Below are 20,888 nucleotides of genomic sequence, written 5' to 3'. Positions count from 1 at the left end.
TGGCTGCGACTGTTTAATAAAAACACAGCACTCTGCAAACACGAAAGTGGACGTATAGGGTGTGACGCCTGCCCGGTGCTGGAAGATTAAATGATGGGGTGCAAGCTCTTGATTGAAGTCCCAGTAAACGGCGGCCGTAACTATAACGGTCCTAAGGTAGCGAAATTCCTTGTCGGGTAAGTTCCGACCTGCACGAATGGCGTAACGATGGCCACACTGTCTCCTCCTGAGACTCAGCGAAGTTGAAATGTTTGTGATGATGCAATCTCCCCGCGGAAAGACGGAAAGACCCCATGAACCTTTACTGTAGCTTTGTATTGGACTTTGAACAGATCTGTGTAGGATAGGTGGGAGGCTTTGAAGTGAGGTCGCTAGATCTCATGGAGCCGACGTTGAAATACCACCCTGGTGTGTTTGAGGTTCTAACCTAGGTCCATTATCTGGATCGGGGACAGTGCATGGTAGGCAGTTTGACTGGGGCGGTCTCCTCCCAAAGCGTAACGGAGGAGTTCGAAGGTACGCTAGTTACGGTCGGACATCGTGACGATAGTGCAATGGCATAAGCGTGCTTAACTGCGAGACTGACAAGTCGAGCAGATGCGAAAGCAGGACATAGTGATCCGGTGGTTCTGTATGGAAGGGCCATCGCTCAACGGATAAAAGGTACTCTGGGGATAACAGGCTGATACCGCCCAAGAGTTCATATCGACGGCGGTGTTTGGCACCTCGATGTCGGCTCATCTCATCCTGGGGCTGTAGCCGGTCCCAAGGGTATGGCTGTTCGCCATTTAAAGAGGTACGTGAGCTGGGTTTAAAACGTCGTGAGACAGTTTGGTCCCTATCTTCCGTGGGCGCTGCAGATTTGAGGAAGCCTGCTCCTAGTACGAGAGGACCGGAGTGGACACACCTCTGGTGTATCGGTTGTCACGCCAGTGGCATTGCCGAGTAGCTAAGTGTGGAAGAGATAACCGCTGAAAGCATCTAAGCGGGAAACTCGTTTCAAGATGAGATCTGCCGGGGCCTTGAGCCCCCTGAAGAGTCGTTCAAGACCAGGACGTTGATAGGCTGGGTGTGGAAGCGCAGTAATGCGTTAAGCTAACCAGTACTAATTGCTCGTGCGGCTTGACCCTATAACTTTGATAGCCTATGCACTTCAATGCAAAAGCTCAAAGATTGTTATGCCAAGTTAGACGCAGTCAAATACAAAAAACTGATTCCAAACTCTATGAATTCGCCGAGCAGTCCCAAGACTGCTCAGCACCAAGTTATGCCTGATGACCATAGCAAGTTGGTACCACTCCTTCCCATCCCGAACAGGACAGTGAAACGACTTTGCGCCGATGATAGTGCGGGTTCCCGTGTGAAAGTAGGTCATCGTCAGGCTCTTACAGCCCAGAAAACCCCAGTCTACTCAGACTGGGGTTTTTTGCTTTTACGATATTGATTTTGTAATCAATGCTGCATGACTGAAATTAAGTCTGATGAGTATTGGATGAGCTTGGCTCTCGCTGAGGCACAAAGCGCTGCAGAGTCAGGTGAGATTCCTGTAGGCGCTATTGTTGTCAAGGATGGTGTATTCATCGCCAGTGGGCGCAATGCTCCTGTGGATCTCAAGGATCCCACCGCTCACGCAGAGATTGTTGCATTACGCAGAGCTGCCGAAATCTTGGGTAACTATCGGCTTCATGAATGCACTCTTTATGTCACTCTGGAACCATGCGCCATGTGTGCCGGGGCCATCTTGAATGCGCGAATCAGGAGACTGGTGTTTGGTGCAAAAGAGCCTAAGACGGGAGCTGCTGGCTCCGTGGTTAATTTATTTCAGAGTTCGCTAAACCATCAGACCGAGATTGCATCAGGTATCTTGGAAGAATCGTGCTCCGCAGCAATGCGGAGCTTTTTTTCGTCGCGTCGCTCGCAACGACGACAGAAACTCCAAAGTACCCAATCTTATTTGCGTGAAGACGCATTGCGGACCCCAGGGCAGAGATTTTCATTTCTTCATCTGCCAGAGTCTAAATATTTTAATGATCTTCTTGGCGCAGAAGGTCTGCGACTCCATTTTTTTGAATATGGCAATAGCGGGAAATCTAAGACTTGGCTCTGCATGCATTCTCTGCAGGGTTGGAGCTTTGAATTTTTGCAGCTTTTTCAGAAAGTCAGTGATTTAGATCGAATTTTAGCTTTTGATTTAATTGGTTTCGGAAAAAGTGATAAGCCAAAGAAAGAAAATTTTCATAGTCTTATTAAACATCAAGAAATTATTTTTTCTTTTTTGAAAAAAGCCAAAGTTGAAAATTTTGTTTTGATCGTGCCAGAGTCTGGACTGAGTGTGGCATCTTCCCTTTTACGCATGGTAGAGGATGCGGTCTTGGCAGTGGTGGTTCTTCCCGATTTTCAGGATGCAGATAGTTCCTCGGAGTGGCGAGACGCTCCTTATCCAAATAGTGGCTTTAAATCAGGAATGAAATCTCTTTCAAAGTTGGTTGCTGAGCAGAGCGTTTCTGATTTAAATAGTTTTTTGGCGAAAAGGCCAATTATGAGATGCTTCAATGTTCAGTCCATCTGTTTTGATGAAGTGTACTCAAAATTGTTTTCTTTGAAATAAAATATTGGGCTATTCTATGGTGAAGAAAATGTCTAAAAATTCTGAAAAAAATTGTTGTTCACACGAACATACTTCTAAGCATATTTATATTTATTCGCCTGCAGGTAGCCTTCGGGATAAAGCAGCATTCAGGCGAGGTATCAAGCGTCTTGAGGCAATGGGTCACCATGTGGAGGTAGATCCCTCTGCTCAAGATGTTCATATGCGGTTCGCAGGGAACGATGAGGTAAGGCTGGCTGCCATCCATAGAGCAGCGGAGAGTGGTGCTGATGTAGCGCTGATCACCCGTGGCGCATATGGCCTGACTCGTTTGTTGCCAGAAATAGATTACCGCTTGATTGCCTCATCTATCGAAAGGGGAACCAAGTTCGTAGGCTTGAGTGATTTCACCGCTTTTCAAAGTGCTGTTTTGGCAAAAACGGGCCATGTGACTTGGGCTGGTCCTTGTCTCTTAACAGATTTTGGCTCTGCTGATGAGCCCGATGAGATAACCATGGCATGCTTTGATGATTTGTTGCATGGTCATGGGGAGGGAGCTGGCTGGCGCCTGCCCAAGGAGCGGGGAGCTGGCGAGAATGCTCGAGATGCCAACCAAATCTACATTCCCAGCTCAACACTTTGGGGGGGGAATCTCGCTGTTTTGAATGATCTGATTGGTACGCCATTCATGCCAAAAATAAAAAATGGTATTCTGTTTGTTGAGGATGTGGGGGAGCACCCCTACCGAATCGAACGGATGTTGACACAGTTGCTCTATGCAGGAATTTTGGAAAAGCAAAGAGCACTTATATTGGGGCAATTTACTGGATACAAACTCGCCGCGCACGACAAGGGTTTCAAATTCCAAACAGTAGTTGATTGGATCCGTTCAAAAATTCAAATACCGGTCATCTGTAATTTGCCGTTTGGGCATGTACCAACGAAGGTTTTGCTGCCCGTGGGGGCTAAAGTCGAGCTTTCTGTTGAAGATCGTGATGCTCTGATTTATTGGGGACACTTTCACTGAAGCTGCTGAGATTTTCAAGATTTATAAAGCTGTTCCTCTCAAGTGTGTAAATTTTTGTAGCTTTGCTTTGTTCTATCCACGTTTGGTAGCTGTTCAACTAAACTGACCGGATGGATCATCGTGTGCAGTTCCCCGTATGACCGTCCTGTCCACGGTTGTTTTCATAGATATCTCCGGCAGCGTCTCTCTCTACGAGACCTTGGGCAATGAGCCCGCAGCTGCTGCCATCGCTCAACTTACTGAATGGATCAGTAAGTGCATCCAGGCTCGCTCGGGTCGAGTGATCAAGAAGTTGGGTGATGGCGTGCTGTGTGTGTTCGGTGACGCGGCTGCTTCCGTGGCTGCGAGTGCCCAGTTGCTACAGGAGCATGAGCAACGCTTGCTGCGTTGGCCCTTCCAATTGCGAATGGACATCCGTGTGGGTGTGGCGACCGGAGAAATCGTTGAAGTGGATGGCGATTGCTACGGGGACGCCGTCAATTTGGCGGCTCGTCTTTGCGAGCGCTCAGGTGGGGGGGAGATTTGGGCTTCGGAAATGACGGTGTTGTTGGCTGGTGAGGCCCCTTCAGTATGGTTTCGCAAGCTGGGCCTAGTCGATATCCGCGGCAAGGTCGATCCTGTGTCGCTCTATCAAGTGGAATGGCGGCAGGACCTTGAGACGGATTTTTTGACCCAGCAAGCTGGTCTGGTGAGCCAGTTGTCACCCGTGGACCCGATTCTGGGTGTCATACAGTTTCGCTGGCATGGGATAGATGCCAGCTTTACGTCCAGCCAAGCCCCGGTACACATCGGCCGTTCGATACATGCCCAGTTGTGCATCAATGACTTAAGGGTTTCCAGGTTGCATGCTCGTATTGACTGGCGCAATAGCGGATTTGTTCTGACGGATCTCAGCAGCTTCGGAACCTGGATCAGCTTTTCTGGAAGTGATTCACAGATAAGGCTGCGCCGCGATGCCTGCATATTGCATGGCTCTGGTGAGATTTCTCTTGGGGTTCCGCTTGGAGACGCTCAAGCTCCGAGGTTGGCTTTCGAGGTCGCTGGTGGAGCTGTCCATTTGGGTTGATTCCCACAGCTGCGCTCTCGCATTTGGCCGTCAGTAGCATCGGGACGTGCATAGCGCTTGTCGTTCGGTTCATTTTTCAGGCCCCGTTTGATCATGGCAATACACAAAATCCTCAAAATGGGTGATCCCCGATTGCTTCGTACGGCAACTGCGGTCACGCAATTTGATACCCCAGAACTCCATGCTCTTGTTGCTGATCTCTGGGACACGATGCGGGCCGCTTCCGGGGCCGGGTTGGCTGCTCCGCAGATCGGGGTGAACCTGCAAGTGGTGGTTTTTGGCTCTGACCAGCCTAACCCCCGTTATCCCGACAGACCTCTGGTGCCGAGGACGGAGTTGATCAATCCTGCGATCACGCCTTTGACTTCCATGGAAGAAGAGGATTGGGAGGGGTGCCTTTCAGTGCCGGGACTGCGCGGCAAAGTCCCTCGTTGGTCTCGCATTCGCTACACGGGATTTGATCCTTCTGGCCAGCTTATTGAGCGTGAGGTAGAGGGATTTCACGCCAGAGTCGTGCAGCACGAATGTGATCACTTGTGGGGCCAGCTCTACCCCATGCGCGTGCGTGACTTTGCTCAGTTTGGATTTGTGGAAGAACTTTTCCCCGGCTTGAAGGCCGCGGAATCAGATGATTGATGAAGGCGAAAATCAACGCACCAGGTCGCAATCTGGTGCAAATGCAACGACTCCCTGTTTATTCAGAAAGCGCCTGCAGCAGCTCCGTTTCAATTTCAATCTGACGCGCATTGTTCTGTAGTTCATTGCCCTGCAGCAAAAACGTATCCTCCACGCGCTCACCCAAGGTGCTTACCTTGGCAAGCTGAACGCTGAGGTGGTGCTGGGCCAGAATGCGGGCCACAAGGTACAGCAGGCCTGCTCTGTCGCTTGCGGAGATTCCCAGCAGCCACCGTTGCGCTTTCTCGTCGGGTTGAAGCGATACGCGTGGCGCGATAGGAAAGCTCTTTACCCTGCGCGACACTCGCTTGCGAGCGGGCTCCGGCAGTGGGCCTCCCTGCTCAATGGTGCGAACCAGATCGCTTTCCACCATGTGCGTGAGTTCGCGATAGTGCCCGTGCTGAGACGAAGCCACGACCTGGAAGGTGTCCAACGCATAGTGGTTGTTGGCCGTGTGGACCCGCGCATCCAGGATGCTGAAACCCGCACGGTCAAAGTATCCGCAAATGCGGGCAAACAAATCGGCTTGATCAGGGGCATACACCAGCACCTGCAGGCCTTCCCCTGCCAGAGATTGGCGGGCTCGCACGATGGGCTTGGTCGTACCCACATGGCGCGAGAGATGGCGGGTGTGCCACGCAATGTCAGCCGCCTCGTGGCGCATGAAGTAGCTGACATCCAGGGTGGCCCAAAGGGCTTTGTGGGCTTCAAAAGGCAGTGCACTGAGCGCGAGCTGAACCAGCGCCTCGCGCTTGCGGGCCTCGATTTCTGCCGCCGCATCGGGGGCGCGGCCACCCAGGGCTCTGAGGGTGGACCGGTACAAATCCTCCAGCAGCTTGCCTTTCCAGGCATTCCAGACTTTGGGGCTGGTCCCCCGAATGTCTGCCACGGTAAGAAGGTACAGGGCCGTGAGGTAGCGCTCGTTCTGCACGCGCTGCGCAAAGGCGGCGATCACATCGGGATCACTCAGATCCTGCTTCTGAGCGATACGGCTCATTGTCAGATGCTCGCTGACCAGGAATTCGATCAGCCGAGCATCTTCGCTCGCCACCCCGTGCTGTCGGCAGAACCGCCGGACTTCTTCTGCACCGATCTGGGAATGGTCTCCCCCGCGCCCCTTGCCGATGTCATGGAAAAGAGCCGCGATATAAAGAATCCAGGGCTTGTCCCAGCCCCCCGCCAGCTGGGAGCAGAACGGGTATTCGTGCGCGTGCTCTGCCATGAAGAAGCGCCGCATGTTCCGCAGCACCATCAGAATGTGCTGGTCCACCGTGTAGACGTGAAACAGGTCATGCTGCATCTGTCCCACAATGCCGCGAAACACCCACAGGTACCGGCCCAGTACCGACGTCTGATTCATCAGGCGCATGGCATGGGTAATGCCCGCTGGCTGCTGCAGGATGCGCATGAAGGTCTGGCGGTTGACTGGATCCCGGCGGAAGGCCGCATCCATCACCCCGCGCGCGTTGTAGAGGGCGCGAAGGGTGCGCGCCGACAGGTTCTTCAACCCCACCGTTGTCTGGTACAGAAGAAACGTCTCCAGAATGGCGTGGGGATCGCGCTGGTAAAGGTCATCACTTGCCACTTCGATGAGCCCGGCCTTTTCAAAAAAGCGCTCATTGATGGGGCGTGGCTCATGGGTGGATGGGTTGAGCCGCTCTTCAATATTGAGCAGCAGAATCTGGCATAGCTGCGATACCGCTTTGGCCGCCCAGTAGTAGCGGCGCATCAGGGTCTCACTCGCGCGCATCGGCAGGCGTGATCCATCTGGTGCTTGCGAACGGTATCCGAAAGACTCCGCCACGGCTGTCTGCAAGTCAAACACCAAGCGGTCTTCGTGGCGGCCTGCAGCCGCATGCAGGCGGGCACGGATCAGGCACAGCACAGCTTCGTTGCGCTCAATTTGGCGCACTTCAAAGGCCGTTGCCATCTTGCTGGCGGCAAGTTCCTTCCAGTTGTTGCCAAGCCCCGCCGCCTTGGCCACCCAAAGAATCAGCTGCAAATCACGCAGCCCCCCGGGAGATTCCTTGCAGTTGGGCTCCAGCGAGTAGGGCGTGTTTTCGTACTTGGTGTGGCGCTGCCGCATCTCCAGCGTCTTGGCGACCAGAAAGGCGCGCGGGTCCATCTGGGCCCGGTACTGCTGATGAAACTCTGCAAACAGGCTGGCATCTCCGCACAGCAGGCGGGCTTCCAGCAATGACGTCTGCACTGTGACGTCAGCCGCACTCTCGGCCAGGCATTCGGCAACCGTGCGCACGCTGGAGCCAATCTCCAGCCCCGCATCCCAGCAACTGCCGATGAATCCTTCAATGCGCGTGCTCAGCGGACTGCCGGGTTGTGTGTCGGTGCCTTGTGGCAGCAGCAGCAACACATCCACGTCCGAATACGGGAAAAGCTGGGCTCGGCCGTAACCTCCCACTGCCACCAGCGTGCAGCCCGCCGGAAGATCGGCGCGCTGCCACAGTGCCTGGAGCAACTCGTCAGTCAGCGAGGAGAGCTTGCGCAGCACGGCGTGTATGCCGCGCGTGGAGGCGCCTGTGGCCCCCATCTTGTTGAGCACTTCGGCTTTGTTGCTGCGGTAGCTGGCGCGCAAGGCCTGGATTTCTGTCATGGGGGTGTCTGAAGGGCCACAAGTGAATATCACTGGACGCAAGCAAGACCCGTGCTTGCGCCCAGTGCAAGACGTGCGTCAGGTGCGCGTGGCTTGCACAAAAGCGGGCAGGGGAGGAGAGCCTGCAGACAGCGTCATGACCTCATAACCGGTTTCGGTCACCAGCACCGTATGCTCCCACTGTGCAGACAGGCTGTGGTCCTTCGTCACGATGGTCCAACCGTCGTTGCCGTGGTTTTTCACCTCGCGCTTGCCTGCGTTGATCATGGGCTCGATCGTGAACACCATGCCGGGCTGCAGTTCCTCCAGAGTGCCCGGTTTGCCGTAGTGCAGCACCTGGGGTTCTTCGTGGAATTTCTTGCCAATGCCGTGCCCACAGAACTCCCGTACGATGGAAAAACCATGGCCTTCCGCAAACTTCTGAATGGCATGGCCGATGTCGCCCAGCCGTGCACCAGGCTTGACCTGCAGGATGCCGTGCCACATGGCTTCAAAGGTGATAAAGGTGAGCCGCTTGGCTGCAATCGAGCACTCGCCGATCATGAACATGCGGCTGTTGTCTCCGTACCAGCCGTCCTTCGTGATGACAGTGACGTCCACATTGACGATGTCGCCCTTCTTGAGCGGCTTGTCGTTGGGAATGCCATGGCACACCACATGGTTCACAGAGGTGCACAGCGATGCCGGGTAGGGCGGGTAGCCGGGCGGCTGGTAGCCCACGGTGGCGGAAATGGTGCCTTGCTGTGCCATGCATTCGGCCCCCAGGCGATCAATTTCCTTGGTGGTGATGCCGGGCTTGATGTGGGGCGTGATGTAGTCCAGCACTTCCGATGCAAGTCGGCAGGCCAGTCGCATGCCTTCAATATCTTCGGCGCTTTTGATGGTGATGCTCATGCCTCAATTATCCCATCGGGGCATTGGCCGCGTCTGGCTCAGGTGCATGCCCGGTAAAATGCGCGATGTCACAGGTCGTTCACACCTGCTGTAATGCCCGTGACCCACTCCTACCCTCACACCCCCAATACAGGCCGCTACCGTGACCTTGCATTTGACCACGCTGGCGGGCGGCAACGCCCTCAGCTCCTTCCGCGCACAGCAACTCCAGCCCGCCCTCGAAGCCATCCACCCCAAGATCACCGGGATTGCCGCCCGGTATGTGCACTTGGTGGCCACCGATGACCAGCCTTCCCCCGCAGAGCTGGACCGCCTCACGGCCTTGCTGACCTACGGAGACCCTTATGCAGGCCCCGAACAGGGCGCAGCCATTGTGGTCACACCCCGCCTGGGCACCTTGTCGCCCTGGGCGTCCAAGGCGACAGACATTGCGCGTAACTGCGGCATTGCCATCCGCCGGGTGGAGCGCATTACCGAGTACCGCATCAGCCTCAAGGCGGGCCTGCTGGGCAAGACGCCTGAGCTGACAGCAGAGCAGTTGGCCCAGGTGGCCGCATTGCTGCATGACCGCATGACCGAATCGGTGGTGGCTGACCGCGCTGCGGCGGCTGCGCTGTTCACCGAGCTGGCCCCGGCACCCATGGAGCATGTGGATGTGCTGGGCGGAGGACGCGCCGCGCTCGAAGCCGCCAACACCCGCTTTGGCCTGGCGCTGGCCGACGACGAGATCGACTACCTCGTCAATGCATTCAACGGCCTGCAGCGCAATCCCACCGATGTGGAACTGATGATGTTTGCTCAGGCCAACAGCGAACACTGCCGCCACAAGATCTTCAACGCCCAGTTCACCATCGACGGTGTGGCGCAAGACAAGAGCCTGTTCGGCATGATCCGCAACACCCACCAGCTGGCCCCCCAGCACACGGTGGTGGCCTACTCGGACAACGCTTCCATCATGGAAGGCCATCAGGTAGAGCGGTTTGTGGCAAAAATGGCCTCTGGCGTTGATGGATCAAGCGCAAGCAGCTATCAAAAGAGTAGCGCTACGCAGCATGTGCTGATGAAGGTGGAAACCCACAACCACCCCACCGCCATCTCTCCGTTCCCTGGTGCATCCACCGGCGCGGGCGGAGAGATCCGCGACGAAGGTGCCACCGGCCGCGGCTCCAAGCCCAAGGCGGGCCTCACGGGCTTCACCGTGTCCAAGCTCTGGGGCAGCACGGTCGGCAAGCCTGAGCACATTGCCAGCCCGCTGCAGATCATGGTCGAAGGCCCCCTGGGGGGCGCGGCCTTCAATAATGAATTTGGTCGCCCCAACCTGGCAGGCTACTTCCGCGAATACGAGCAGGAAGTGGCTGGCGTGCAGCGCGGCTACCACAAGCCCATCATGATTGCGGGCGGTGTGGGCGTGATCGATGCCGAGCAGACGAAGAAGATCGAGTTCCCCGCAGGCTCGCTGCTCATCCAGCTGGGCGGCCCCGGCATGCGCATCGGTATGGGTGGCAGCGCCGCCAGCTCCATGGCCACCGGCACCAATGCGGCCGAGCTGGACTTTGACTCGGTGCAGCGTGGCAACCCCGAGATTGAGCGCCGCGCGCAGGAGGTCATCAACCACTGCTGGGCGCAAGGTGCCAACAACCCCATCCTGGCGATCCACGACGTGGGCGCGGGCGGTTTGTCCAACGCCTTCCCCGAGCTGACCAACGACGCAGGCCGTGGCGCACGCTTTGACCTGCGCGCCGTGCAGCTCGAAGAGTCGGGCATGAGCCCGAAGGAAATCTGGAGCAACGAATCGCAAGAGCGCTACGTGCTGGCGATTGCGCCCGAGTCGCTGCCCATGTTCCAGGCGTTTTGCGAGCGTGAGCGTTGCCCGTTTGCCGTGATCGGCACGGCCACCGAAGAGCGCCAGCTCGTGCTGCACGACCCTGCCGCCACGGTCGAAGACCAGAAGCTGCCCGTGGACATGCCCATGAACGTGCTGCTGGGCAAGCCGCCAAAGATGCACCGCGACGTGAAGACCGTGGCGCGCACATTCCAGCCCATGGACTTGACCGGCCTGCCGCTGCAAAAGGCAGTGATCGACGTGCTGGCCCACCCCACGGTGGCCTCCAAGCGCTTCCTCATCACCATTGGTGACCGCGCCGTGGGTGGCCTGAGCCACCGCGATCAGATGGTCGGCCCCTGGCAGGTGCCCGTGGCCGATTGCGCCGTGACGCTGGCCGACTACAAGGGCTTTGCGGGCGAGGCCATGAGCATGGGCGAGCGCACGCCGCTGGCTGCCATCAACGCCCCCGCATCGGGCCGCATGGCGGTGGCTGAGGCCATCACCAACCTGCTGGCTGCGCCGATTGAGCTGCCCCGCGTCAAGCTCTCTGCCAACTGGATGGCCGCCTGTGGCGAGCCCGGCGAAGACGCCGCGCTGTACGAAACTGTGAAGGCCGTGGGCATGGAGTTGTGCCCGGCTCTGGGCATCAGCATCCCGGTGGGCAAGGATTCGCTGTCCATGCGCACCCAGTGGAGCGATGGGGCGGAGAAGAAAAAAGTCACCTCGCCCGTGAGCCTGATCGTGAGCGCGTTTGCCTCGCTGTCTGACGTGCGCGGCACCCTCACGCCCCAGCTCAACGCTACAGAGGCCGACACCACCCTGGTGCTGATCGACCTGGGCAAGGGCCAGAACCGCATGGGCGGCAGCATCCTGGGCCAGACGCTGGACCAGAGCGGCGACGTGGTGCCCGATGTGGACGACCCACAAGACCTGATCCACCTCGTCAACGCCGTGAACGCGCTGCGCGCCAAGGGCCAGATACTGGCCTACCACGACCGCAGCGACGGCGGCTTGCTCGCAGCCGTGGCCGAAATGGCCTTTGCAGGCCATGTGGGCGTGGCGCTGAATGTGGACTTGCTGGTGACCGAAGGCGACGGTGTGAACGACAGCCGCATGGACACGGGCGATGCCAAGAATTGGGCCAGCCAGGTGGGTGCGCGCCGCGACGAGCTGACCCTCAAGGCCCTGTTCAACGAAGAGCTGGGCGTGGTGCTGCAGGTGCGCACGGTCGAGCGCAACGACGTGATGCAGACCCTGCGTGAACACGGCCTGTCCAAGTTCAGCCACTTCATTGGCAAGACCCGCCCCGCGTCGTCTGAAATTGACGCAGGCAAGGGCGAGCTGCAGGTCTGGCGCGATGCCAAGGCCGTCTTCAGCGCCCCGCTGGCCGACCTGCACCAGGTGTGGGACGCCGTGAGCTGGAAGATCTGCCAGCAGCGCGACAACCCCGCCAATGCCGACGCCGAGCACGCCGCAGCGGGCGAGCCTACGGACCCAGGCATGCACGTGCACCTCACGTTCGACGCCGCCGACAACGTGGCTGCGCCGTTCCTTCAGCTCTCCAAGCCCAAGGTTGCCATCCTGCGTGAGCAGGGCGTGAACTCGCATGTGGAAATGGCCTATGCCTTCACCGAAGCGGGCTTCGAGGCTTATGACGTGCACATGACCGACCTGCAAACCGGCCGCGTCAAGCTTGAAGACTTCAAGGGCGTGGTCGCCTGCGGTGGCTTCAGCTATGGCGACACGCTGGGCGCGGGCATTGGCTGGGCGCGTTCCATCACGTTCAACCCGGTGTTGGCCGCACAGTTCCAGGGTTTCTTCGGCCGCACCGACACGTTTGGCCTGGGCGTGTGCAACGGCTGCCAGATGTTTGCCGAGCTGGCCGACATCATCCCCGGCGCGCAAGACTGGCCGCGCTTTACCACCAACCAGAGCGAACGCTTCGAGGCCCGCCTGTCGATGGTCGAAGTGCTCGAATCCCCCAGCCTGTTCCTGCAGGGCATGGCAGGCAGCCGCCTGCCCATTGCCGTGGCGCACGGCGAGGGCTATGCCAACTTCAAGTACCGCGGCAACGCTGACAAGGCCATCGCTGCGATGCGCTACGTGGACAACCACGGCAACGCTACCGAGCAGTACCCGTTCAACCCCAACGGCAGCGCGGGCGGCCTCACGGCTGTGACCACGGCAGACGGGCGCTTTACCGCCATGATGCCGCACCCCGAGCGCGTGTTCCGCAACGTGCAGATGAGCTGGACCAGCGAAGACAAGTCTCAGTTCAGCGGCTGGATGCGTATCTGGCGCAACGCCCGCAAGTGGGTGGGCTGATGGTCTGACCGTATGGTGTGTTGGTGTGGCTGACGCGAAGCCACACCAGCATCGCTTGATATCCAAAGCCGGGCACACAAATGCCCGGCTTTTGTTTTTGATTCACCTGTGCCACATGCTTGTTGGTGAATCCGGTAACGCATCTGCGCGCATCGGTTCCCATCCCTGTCCACCGCTTTGCGGGGCAAAGTCTTCCCGCCGGTTCAGTCTGACAGGAGGTTGCTGCCCCGGTTGATATATTGGACGGTACCAACAATGACTGAACGGGAGATCGCATGGCCGCAGGCAGCCTTTTGACACTGCTCGACGATATCGCCACCATCCTGGACGATGTGGCCTTGATGACCAAGGTCGCCGCCAAAAAGAGCGCCACCATGGCCGATGACGTGTCGGCCATGACCAAGGTGGCTGCGCAAAAAACCGCTGGCGTGCTGGGGGACGACTTGGCCCTGAATGCCCAGCAGGTGACCGGTGTACATGCCGAACGAGAATTGCCTGTGGTGTGGGCGGTGGCCAAGGGCTCGTTGATGAACAAGGTCATTCTGGTACCGGCCGCGTTGCTCATCAGCGCCTTCATTCCCTGGGCCGTCACGCCGTTGTTGATGGCTGGCGGGGCTTTTCTGTGTTTTGAGGGGGCAGAGAAGCTGGCGCACAAGTTTTTGCACCGGCATGACGTGCATGAGGCGGGTGCGGGGCCCGAGAAGGTTGTGGAAGCTTCAGCGGCGGCAGTCTCTGACCCGGTGGCTTACGAAAAGGACAAGATCAAGGGCGCTGTCCGCACGGATTTCATTCTGTCTGCCGAGATCATTGCCATCACCCTGGGGACGGTCGCCAACGCCCCTTTCGCGCAGCAGGTGCTGGTGCTCAGCGGCATCGCTGTGATCATGACGGCCGGGGTCTATGGACTGGTGGCGGGTATCGTCAAGCTGGACGATCTGGGCCTGTGGCTGCTGCAAAAAGGCAGCGCCGCCGCGCGATCCATAGGCCAGGCCATTGTGGCGGCTGCCCCCTGGCTGATGAAGGGCCTGTCCGTGGCGGGAACTGCTGCCATGTTTCTGGTTGGCGGGGGCATTCTGGTGCATGGCGTCCCAGCCATCCACCATGCGGTGGAGGCAGTGGGGGCGCAGTCACTTGCCTGGCCGCTGGGCGGCGTGTGGGCTGTGGTGCTGCCCAACCTGCTCAACGCCTTGATTGGCGTGGTGGCTGGGGCCGTGGTCTTGACTGTTGTCCAGGGGGTGCAGCGTGCGCGTGCTGGGCAGGCCGCTTGATACGTTGAGGCTGTAATGCAACGGAGGAGCCGCCCTTGAAGGAGTTTGAAGAGCGCCTGATCCAGGGCATGCTGGCCAACGGCTATTCCTTGCCGTTTGCCCAGGCCATCTTTCGCCAGATGCTGGGCTTTGGCGAATATGGCTTTCCCGAAAGCCACGCCTACAGTTTTGCCATGCTGGCCTATGGCAGCAGCTGGTTCAAGCGCCACGAGCCTGCGTGCTTTCTGGCGGCCTTGCTCAATTCGCAGCCCATGGGTTTTTATGGACCTTCGCAGCTGGTGCAGGATGCTCGCCGCCATGGCGTGCGCGTGTTACCCATCGATGTGAACCACAGCGAATGGGATTGCACGCTGGAAGGGCCACTTGCGCCCCTGCAACCCCCACGGCCCTTGCCCGGCATGCGAGACGTGGCACCGCCCCAGCCCGCCGTGCGGCTGGGCTTGCGGCTGGTCAGTGGCCTGGGCCAAAAGGCCGCCCAGCGGGTGGTGCAAGCGCGTCGGTCAAATGGGTCAAATGAGTCAGATGGATCAGCGGGGCTATTCCGCAGCACCGAAGACCTGGCACTGCGCGCCCACCTGGACCGCCGTGATCTGCAAGCCCTGGCGGCAGCCGATGCGCTGGCGGCCCTCTCGGGGCATCGCCGCCAGCAGATGTGGGACGCCGCAGCCCAGCACCCAGTGCCCCTGTTGCTGCAGGATGCCCCTGTGCATGAAGCACCGCTGGAGCTACCCCCCGCCGACGAGGGCGAGGAAATCGTCTTTGACTACGCCGCCACAGGCCTCACGCTGCGCCGCCACCCCCTGGCACTGCTGCGCCCCCGGCTGGAGCGCTGGAAATTACTGACCGCCTTGCAACTGCAGTCCACCCCCCACGGGCGCAATGTGCGCGCCTGCGGCATCGTGACGGTGCGGCAACGCCCCGGCACAGCCAAAGGCACCATGTTTGTGACGCTGGAAGATGAAACCGGCCCGGTGAATGTGATCGTCTGGCCCGCGCTCATCGAACGTTGGCGGGACGCGCTGCTGCGGTCACGCCTGCTGGCGGTGCAGGGGATGTGGCAGTGCAGCGAGCAGCCTGGAATACCTGCAGGCTCGGCGTCTAACGCTGATGCCGGAGGCGAGGCTGCGGCACCTTCCAGCGCACCCGTCCCCGTCGTCCGTCACCTGGTGGCGCAGCGGTTCAAAGACCTGACACCCCTGCTGGGCCGCTTGGGTGGCGCTTTGCAGGGCAGTCGGGACTTTCATTGATTCCAACTGCAGGCATCCAGCCCATGAAAATATGCCTCGCTACCTGCACAGGGTTTCATGAAAAATTCATACCTGTTTATTTGCACAGTGCCGTGGTTTGCAAGCTAACAGGCATACGGGTTGCGGGACCCTTTTTCAAAAGATGTATCGTCACGCCCCGGATGTATCAACCGGGTTTTGCCGTCTAAATTTCGTTAGCCATTCAAGCATGCTTAGGATCTACTGCGACACGGGTGCCTATCGTGAGGAACTCTCTTCCTACGAGAGAGCCGGAACAGTTGAGCTGTTTCAATTTCAATACGAGAACCGGAATCGCAAGATCAGTCGAATCGCCACGCCTTCCAGACCTAGCTGGAATCAGGCCAACTACAAATGGTCCGAGCTTGAAGGAATCACGTGGGCAGATATGGCTCAGCAGTCGGAGAAATGGCCTCCATTGCTTTCGCTCATTGGAAAAGGCAACAAGACAGATGCGCAGCATCTCCATTCAGCCTACATGTCGGGGTGCCGGCTCTTCCTGACTAGCGACAAGGGTGACATTGCTCGCCATCGAGACGCCATTGAAGAACTACTCGGCCTCAAGGTATTCCATGTGCCAGATGATTGGGAAGATGTACGAGCTTTCATCGAAGAGAATGGCTAACCAGCCGCTCGAGCCGACTCGCGTCGGCAAGCCGCCGCTCGCGACTCAGCTTCCACGTTGAGCGTACCTTTCACCTGCCACCACTGCCTAATCCTGGCCGCTAGTACACGCTCCCCGTAAATCCGTGGATTACTGCAACCGCTGCACAGTGCTCACCGCCACTGGGCCGTCTCAAACCCTATAGCCCGCGAACCTTCAGGGTCGATCCGGCAACTGTCCGCTGGGGCTCGATGGCTGAGGCAAATGATCTGCCTGCTCCACAGTTGCCAATGCCAGCAGCCGCGCCAGCGCCCGGTCATGGATGCCCATTTTCAGCAAGCCTTCGTAGGTGGCGCGGGCGTAGTCGTGCGTGGTGCCGTACCGGCCCCGGGCCTGGGCAAAGATGCGAGTGTATTCATGGTCGGGCAGCACGCCCGTGTGGTTGGGGCTGCGGCGTGAGAGGGTGAAGGCGAGGGCGCGCACGGTGCCGTGGGGCGTTTCGCAGTCCAGCCATCGCGGGTCGTACACCGCGTTGACCATTTCGCGGGCCCACAGGCCGGGCATGATGTCGGGCACGCGCTGCCGCTCGATGCGGAACACCATGCCTCGGCAGCTGCCCCCGGTCAGCAGTCCAAACACCAGGCCGGGGCATTCTGGCGTGCCGCGGTTCACCCGGCTCCACATCTTCAGCGCGCGGTGCCAGCCGTGCACCTTGGCGGGGCGCTGTTCTGCGTAGTCAAACTCCGGCCGCCAGATCAGCGAGCCATAGCCAAACAGCCACAGGTCCTGCCGCTGGTCCCACTGCGCCAGCGTCTGGGCCAGCATGGTGGCGGGATCGCGGCGGTGAACGGGTGGGGCGGGGGGCTGTGACATGGCAGAGGGCTGAGGGCGAGATGCTGGCAATTATTGGGCTGCGGTAGGGAAATTGCAGCGTTTCCGGGTCATTCCTGTGGGGGTGAAAGTGATTGCTACTGAATTGATAGCTGCCTGCGCTTGTTGAGTGGGCGCTAGAGCCCGTTTTTGCCAAAATCTGCGTAGCCGCCCTCATGCCATGCCCGGGCGTTGCCGCTTGCTGGGGCTGCGGCACCCTGGCCGTACAGAGAGGGCCCCTTGCGGCGCGGTATCATCCGGGCCTCTGCCCAGCCGGCCTGCCGCCATGCCGGGCGCCCCTGCTGCGCTGTTGTTATTGCTCCAAGCCCCATCTGCCTGACCCGTGCGCCTTACCTCCATCAAGCTTTCGGGCTTCAAGTCTTTTGCCGAACCCACCAATTTCATGCTGCCCGGCCAGTTGGTGGGCGTGGTGGGGCCGAACGGTTGCGGCAAGTCCAACATTATGGATGCCGTGCGCTGGGTGCTGGGCGAGAGCAAGGCCAGCGAGCTGCGCGGCGAGAGCATGCAGGACGTAATCTTCAGCGGCACCACCACCCGCAAGCAGGCCAGCCGTGCCAGCGTGGAGCTGGTGTTTGACAACTCCGACCACCGCGCTGGCGGCCAGTGGAGCCAGTACAGCGAAGTGGCGGTGCGCCGCGTGCTCACCCGCGACGGCACCAGCAGCTACTTTCTGAACAACCAGCCCGTGCGCCGTCGCGATGTGCAGGACGTGTTTCTGGGCACGGGCCTGGGGCCACGCGCCTACGCCATCATCGGGCAGGGCACCATCAGCCGCATCATCGAAAGTCGCCCTGAAGAGCTGCGCTTGTTCCTCGAAGAAGCTGCGGGCGTTTCCAAATACAAAGAGCGCCGCCGCGAGACGGAAAACCGCCTGGCCGACACGCGCGAAAACCTCACGCGGGTGGAAGACATTCTGCGCGAGCTGAACGCCAACCTCGAAAAGCTGGAAAAGCAGGCCGAGGTGGCCGCCAAGTACAACGCGCTGAACGCCGACGCCACGCTCAAGCAGCACCAGCTGTGGTTCCTCAAGCGGGCCGATGCCGAGGCTGAGCAGAACAAGGTGCGTCTGGAAGGCCTGCAGGCCGTGAACGACCTGGAGTCGCGCATGGCCGACCTGCGCGCGGTGGAGTCTGACCTGGAAACGATTCGCCAGGCGCACTACGCTGCGGGCGACAACGTCAACCAGGCCCAGGGGCGGCTGTATGAAGCCACCGCCGAGGTTGGGCGACTGGAGGCCGAAATCCGCTACGTGGTGGAAGGCCGGGTGCGTGTGGAGCAGCGGCTGGCCACGCTGGCCGAGCAGATTGCCCAGTGGCAGGCCCGCAAGGAAGAAGCCGACATTGAGCTGGAGAACCTGGCCGGAGCCGGGGTGGATGCGGAAGAGCGTGCCGAGTTGCTTGCCGCCCAGCTGGAAGAGCAGGCCATGCAGCTGCCCGACCTGGAAGAAGCCCTGCGCCAGGCCCAGACCCGCGCCAGCGAGCAGCGCGCCAGCGTAGTGCAGGTGCAGCAGCAAATTGGGGTGCTGGCCGCCGAGCAGCGCAGCATTGACGAGCAAAGCCGCCAGCTGGATGCGCGCTACGAGCGCCTGCGCACCGACCGCAACGCCCTGGCCGCGCCTGACGAAGCCCGCCTGAACAACCTGCGCACCCAGCTGGAAGCCGCGCAAGAGCTGGCCGAAACCACCGAAGCCCGCCTGGCTGAACTGCAGGAGACGGTGCCCCAGCTGGACGAAGACCGCCGTGCCCGCCAGCAGGACGTGAACACCGAAAGCGCCCGCCAGACCGACCTTTCGGCCCGCATGGAAGCCCTCAAGGCGCTGCAGGAAAAGGTCAAGACCGACGGCAAGCTGCGCCCCTGGCTGGCCAAGCACGGCCTCGATGGCATGCAGGGCCTGTGGAGCCGCATCCACATTGAACCCGGCTGGGAAAACGCACTGGAGGCCGCCTTGCGCGAACGCCTTGGCGCGCTGGAAGTGGGCCGCCTGGACATGGTGCGCGGCTTCCTCGGCTCCAGCGAAAGCGATGCGCCACCGGCCCGTCTGGCCTTCTACAGCGCGCCGCCTGCGGGGGCTACAGAACCCTCTGGCACGCAGACCCGCCTGTCAGACCTGCTGCGCATCAACGACGCAGGCCTGCGCGCCGTGCTGACCGACTGGCTGCAAGGCTGCACCATCGCCCAGACGCTGGACGAGGCCCTGAACCGCCGCGCCAGCTTATCGGCGGGCGAGGTCATCTACGTGCCCACCGGCCACGCCGTCAGCCGCCACAGCGTGAGTTTTTATGCGCAGGACTCTGAGCAATCGGGCCTGCTGGCACGCGCCCAAGAGATCGAACAGCTGGAAAAAGCCCTGCGTGCCCAGGCCCTGATTGCCGAGGAATCCCGCACGGCTCTGGTGCGTGCCGAGGCTGCTTATGCCGATGCATCCCAGCGCCTGGTGGCAGCGCGCCGCGAAGCCACCGAAGCCCAGGCCCGTGCCCACGAGCTGCAGGTGGAAACCCTTCGCCTGACCCAGCTGGCCGAGCAGACCCGCGCGCGCAGCGAGCAGATTGGTGCCGACATTGCCGAGGTGGAGGCGCAACTGGCCGACCTGCAGGAACGCCGCGTGGCCGCCGAAGCGCGCTTTGAAGAGCTGGACATGCAACTGGCCGACAGCCAGGAGCGCGAAGCCCAGCTGGGCGACCGGGTGATCGAGACCGAGCGCAAGCTCAATGCCTGCCGTGAACAGCAGCGCATGCTGGAGCGCCAAGTGCAAGAGGCCACCTTCTCCCAGCGCAGCCTGGACGCCCGCCGCGCCGAACTGAACCGATCCATTGAAACCGCCACCCAGCAGGCGACGGCCCTCACCGACGAGCAGCAGCGCGCCCGCGACGAGCTGGCCCGTCTGTCAGACGCCGCCGCCCAGGGCGGCCTGCAGCAGGCGCTGGAGCTGAAGATGGACCGGGAAAAAGCCCTGGCCGCCCAGCGCAGCGAATACGACGACCTCACGGCCAAGCTGCGCGCCAGTGACGAGCGCCGCATGCAACTGGAGCGGGCGCTGGACCCCTTGCGCCAGCGCATCACTGAATTCCAGCTCAAGGAACAGGCCGCGCGCCTGGGCCTGGAGCAGTACACCACGCTGCTGACCGATGCGCAGGCCGACCTGGAGGCCGTGGCGCGCTCCATTACCGAGGGCAATGTGCGTGTGCAGGGGCTGCAGGGTGAAATTGACCGCCTCCACCGCGAGATTGCTGCGCTGGGCGCGGTCAACCTGGCCGCGCTCGACGAGCTGAACCTGGCGCGCGAGCGCAAGGTGTTCCTCGATGCGCAAATGGCTGACCTGACCGAGGCCATGAACACGCTGGAAGACGCCATCCGCAAGATCGATGGCGAAACGCGCCAGTTGCTGTCAGGCACCTTCGAGACGGTGAACAACCATTTTGGTCGCATGTTCCCCGAGTTGTTCGGGGGCGGGCAGGCCAAGCTCATCATCACTGGCGACGAAATCCTGGATTCGGGCGTGCAGGTGATGGCGCAGCCACCGGGCAAGAAGAACCAGACCATTCACCTGCTGTCGGGCGGCGAGAAAGCCCTGACGGCGATTGCGCTGGTGTTCGCCATCTTCCAGCTCAACCCCGCACCGTTTTGCTTGCTGGACGAGGTGGACGCGCCGCTGGACGACGCCAACACCGAGCGTTACGCCAAGCTGGTGGCCAGCATGAGCAAAGAAACCCAGTTCCTGTTCATCAGCCACAACAAGATCGCCATGGAAATGGCCGAACAACTCATTGGCGTGACCATGCAGGAACAAGGCGTCTCGCGCATCGTGGCGGTGGACATGGAGTCCGCGCTGTCGATGGCCGACGCTTGATTG

11 protein-coding genes, 2 rRNA genes and 1 pseudogene (1 of these 14 only partly in view) are annotated in these 20,888 nt (G+C 60.0%); 11 read left to right on the top strand and 3 right to left on the bottom strand.

The window, feature by feature from the left end; translation table 11 throughout:
• From AACH87_RS12845 to def, 6 genes are all read left to right on the top strand, one after another.
• A 23S ribosomal RNA gene (locus AACH87_RS12845) occupies positions 1-1,130 on the top strand; it begins 1,749 nt to the left of the window's first position.
• A gap of 140 nt (positions 1,131-1,270) precedes the next feature.
• Positions 1,271-1,383 (top strand): 5S ribosomal RNA (gene rrf / locus AACH87_RS12840).
• Positions 1,384-1,462: 79 nt separating this feature from the next.
• A complete protein-coding gene (tadA, locus tag AACH87_RS12835; protein WP_338794849.1) occupies positions 1,463-2,608 on the top strand; it encodes a tRNA adenosine(34) deaminase TadA in 1,146 nt (381 codons plus the stop codon).
• Between the two features lie 28 nt (positions 2,609-2,636).
• Positions 2,637-3,614, top strand: a complete 978-nt coding sequence (locus AACH87_RS12830; protein ID WP_338794848.1) for an LD-carboxypeptidase — start codon at positions 2,637-2,639, stop codon at positions 3,612-3,614.
• 136 nt (positions 3,615-3,750) lie between these two features.
• Positions 3,751-4,680 carry an adenylate/guanylate cyclase domain-containing protein gene (locus tag AACH87_RS12825; RefSeq protein WP_338794847.1) on the top strand — a complete coding sequence of 310 codons (930 nt, stop codon included), beginning with the start codon at positions 3,751-3,753 and terminating at the stop codon, positions 4,678-4,680.
• 93 nt (positions 4,681-4,773) lie between these two features.
• Positions 4,774-5,316, top strand: coding sequence for a peptide deformylase (gene def, locus AACH87_RS12820; protein WP_338794846.1), 543 nt, complete (start codon positions 4,774-4,776; stop codon positions 5,314-5,316).
• A gap of 58 nt (positions 5,317-5,374) precedes the next feature.
• Here the strand turns inward: def and AACH87_RS12815 are convergent, their stop codons facing one another.
• Together AACH87_RS12815 and map are read right to left on the bottom strand one after the other, a co-directional pair.
• On the bottom strand, positions 5,375-7,966 hold the full coding sequence (locus AACH87_RS12815) for a [protein-PII] uridylyltransferase (protein ID WP_338794845.1): 2,592 nt from the start codon (positions 7,964-7,966) through the stop codon (positions 5,375-5,377).
• A gap of 78 nt (positions 7,967-8,044) precedes the next feature.
• Positions 8,045-8,860 (bottom strand): type I methionyl aminopeptidase, encoded by an 816-nt coding sequence (map, locus tag AACH87_RS12810; RefSeq protein ID WP_338794844.1) that lies wholly within the window; start codon positions 8,858-8,860, stop codon positions 8,045-8,047.
• 142 nt (positions 8,861-9,002) lie between these two features.
• Here map and purL point away from each other — a divergent pair, with 142 nt between their 5' ends.
• From purL to AACH87_RS12790, 4 genes and pseudogenes are all read left to right on the top strand, one after another.
• Positions 9,003-13,010, top strand: a complete 4,008-nt coding sequence (gene purL / locus AACH87_RS12805) for a phosphoribosylformylglycinamidine synthase (protein ID WP_338794843.1) — start codon at positions 9,003-9,005, stop codon at positions 13,008-13,010.
• A 275-nt stretch (positions 13,011-13,285) separates the two neighbouring features.
• Positions 13,286-14,278, top strand: a complete 993-nt coding sequence (locus AACH87_RS12800; RefSeq protein WP_338794842.1) for a DUF808 domain-containing protein — start codon at positions 13,286-13,288, stop codon at positions 14,276-14,278.
• A 44-nt stretch (positions 14,279-14,322) separates the two neighbouring features.
• Positions 14,323-15,525, top strand: a pseudogene (locus AACH87_RS12795) (OB-fold nucleic acid binding domain-containing protein); the annotation flags it as partial.
• A gap of 208 nt (positions 15,526-15,733) precedes the next feature.
• Entirely contained in the window at positions 15,734-16,168 is a 435-nt protein-coding gene (locus AACH87_RS12790) for a hypothetical protein (protein ID WP_338794841.1), read from the top strand.
• 195 nt (positions 16,169-16,363) lie between these two features.
• Here AACH87_RS12790 and AACH87_RS12785 read toward each other — a convergent pair whose 3' ends face one another.
• Positions 16,364-17,020, bottom strand: coding sequence for a gamma-glutamylcyclotransferase (locus AACH87_RS12785; RefSeq protein WP_338794840.1), 657 nt, complete (start codon positions 17,018-17,020; stop codon positions 16,364-16,366).
• A 340-nt stretch (positions 17,021-17,360) separates the two neighbouring features.
• Between AACH87_RS12785 and smc the strand changes: the two genes are divergently transcribed.
• Complete coding sequence (smc, locus tag AACH87_RS12780) at positions 17,361-20,885, top strand: chromosome segregation protein SMC (protein ID WP_338794839.1); 3,525 nt, start codon at positions 17,361-17,363, stop codon at positions 20,883-20,885.
• The last annotated feature ends 3 nt before the right edge of the window (positions 20,886-20,888 follow it).

Source organism: Acidovorax sp. DW039, from assembly GCF_037101375.1.
GTDB lineage: Bacteria > Pseudomonadota > Gammaproteobacteria > Burkholderiales > Burkholderiaceae_C > Acidovorax.
Note: the sequence above shows the minus strand (reverse complement) of the source record. Positions and strands in the feature narration are given on the sequence as shown.

Bases quoted from the DNA above. Each gene is read 5' to 3' on its own strand.
- AACH87_RS12785 (WP_338794840.1), bottom strand. From the start codon at position 17,020: ATGTCACAGCCCCCCGCCCCACCCGTTCACCGCCGCGATCCCGCCACC.
- def (WP_338794846.1), top strand. From the start codon at position 4,774: ATGGCAATACACAAAATCCTCAAAATGGGTGATCCCCGATTGCTTCGT.
- AACH87_RS12830 (WP_338794848.1), top strand. From the start codon at position 2,637: ATGTCTAAAAATTCTGAAAAAAATTGTTGTTCACACGAACATACTTCT.
- map (WP_338794844.1), bottom strand. From the start codon at position 8,860: ATGAGCATCACCATCAAAAGCGCCGAAGATATTGAAGGCATGCGACTG.
- AACH87_RS12790 (WP_338794841.1), top strand. From the start codon at position 15,734: ATGCTTAGGATCTACTGCGACACGGGTGCCTATCGTGAGGAACTCTCT.
- AACH87_RS12800 (WP_338794842.1), top strand. From the start codon at position 13,286: ATGGCCGCAGGCAGCCTTTTGACACTGCTCGACGATATCGCCACCATC.
- tadA (WP_338794849.1), top strand. From the start codon at position 1,463: ATGACTGAAATTAAGTCTGATGAGTATTGGATGAGCTTGGCTCTCGCT.
- AACH87_RS12825 (WP_338794847.1), top strand. From the start codon at position 3,751: ATGACCGTCCTGTCCACGGTTGTTTTCATAGATATCTCCGGCAGCGTC.
- AACH87_RS12815 (WP_338794845.1), bottom strand. From the start codon at position 7,966: ATGACAGAAATCCAGGCCTTGCGCGCCAGCTACCGCAGCAACAAAGCC.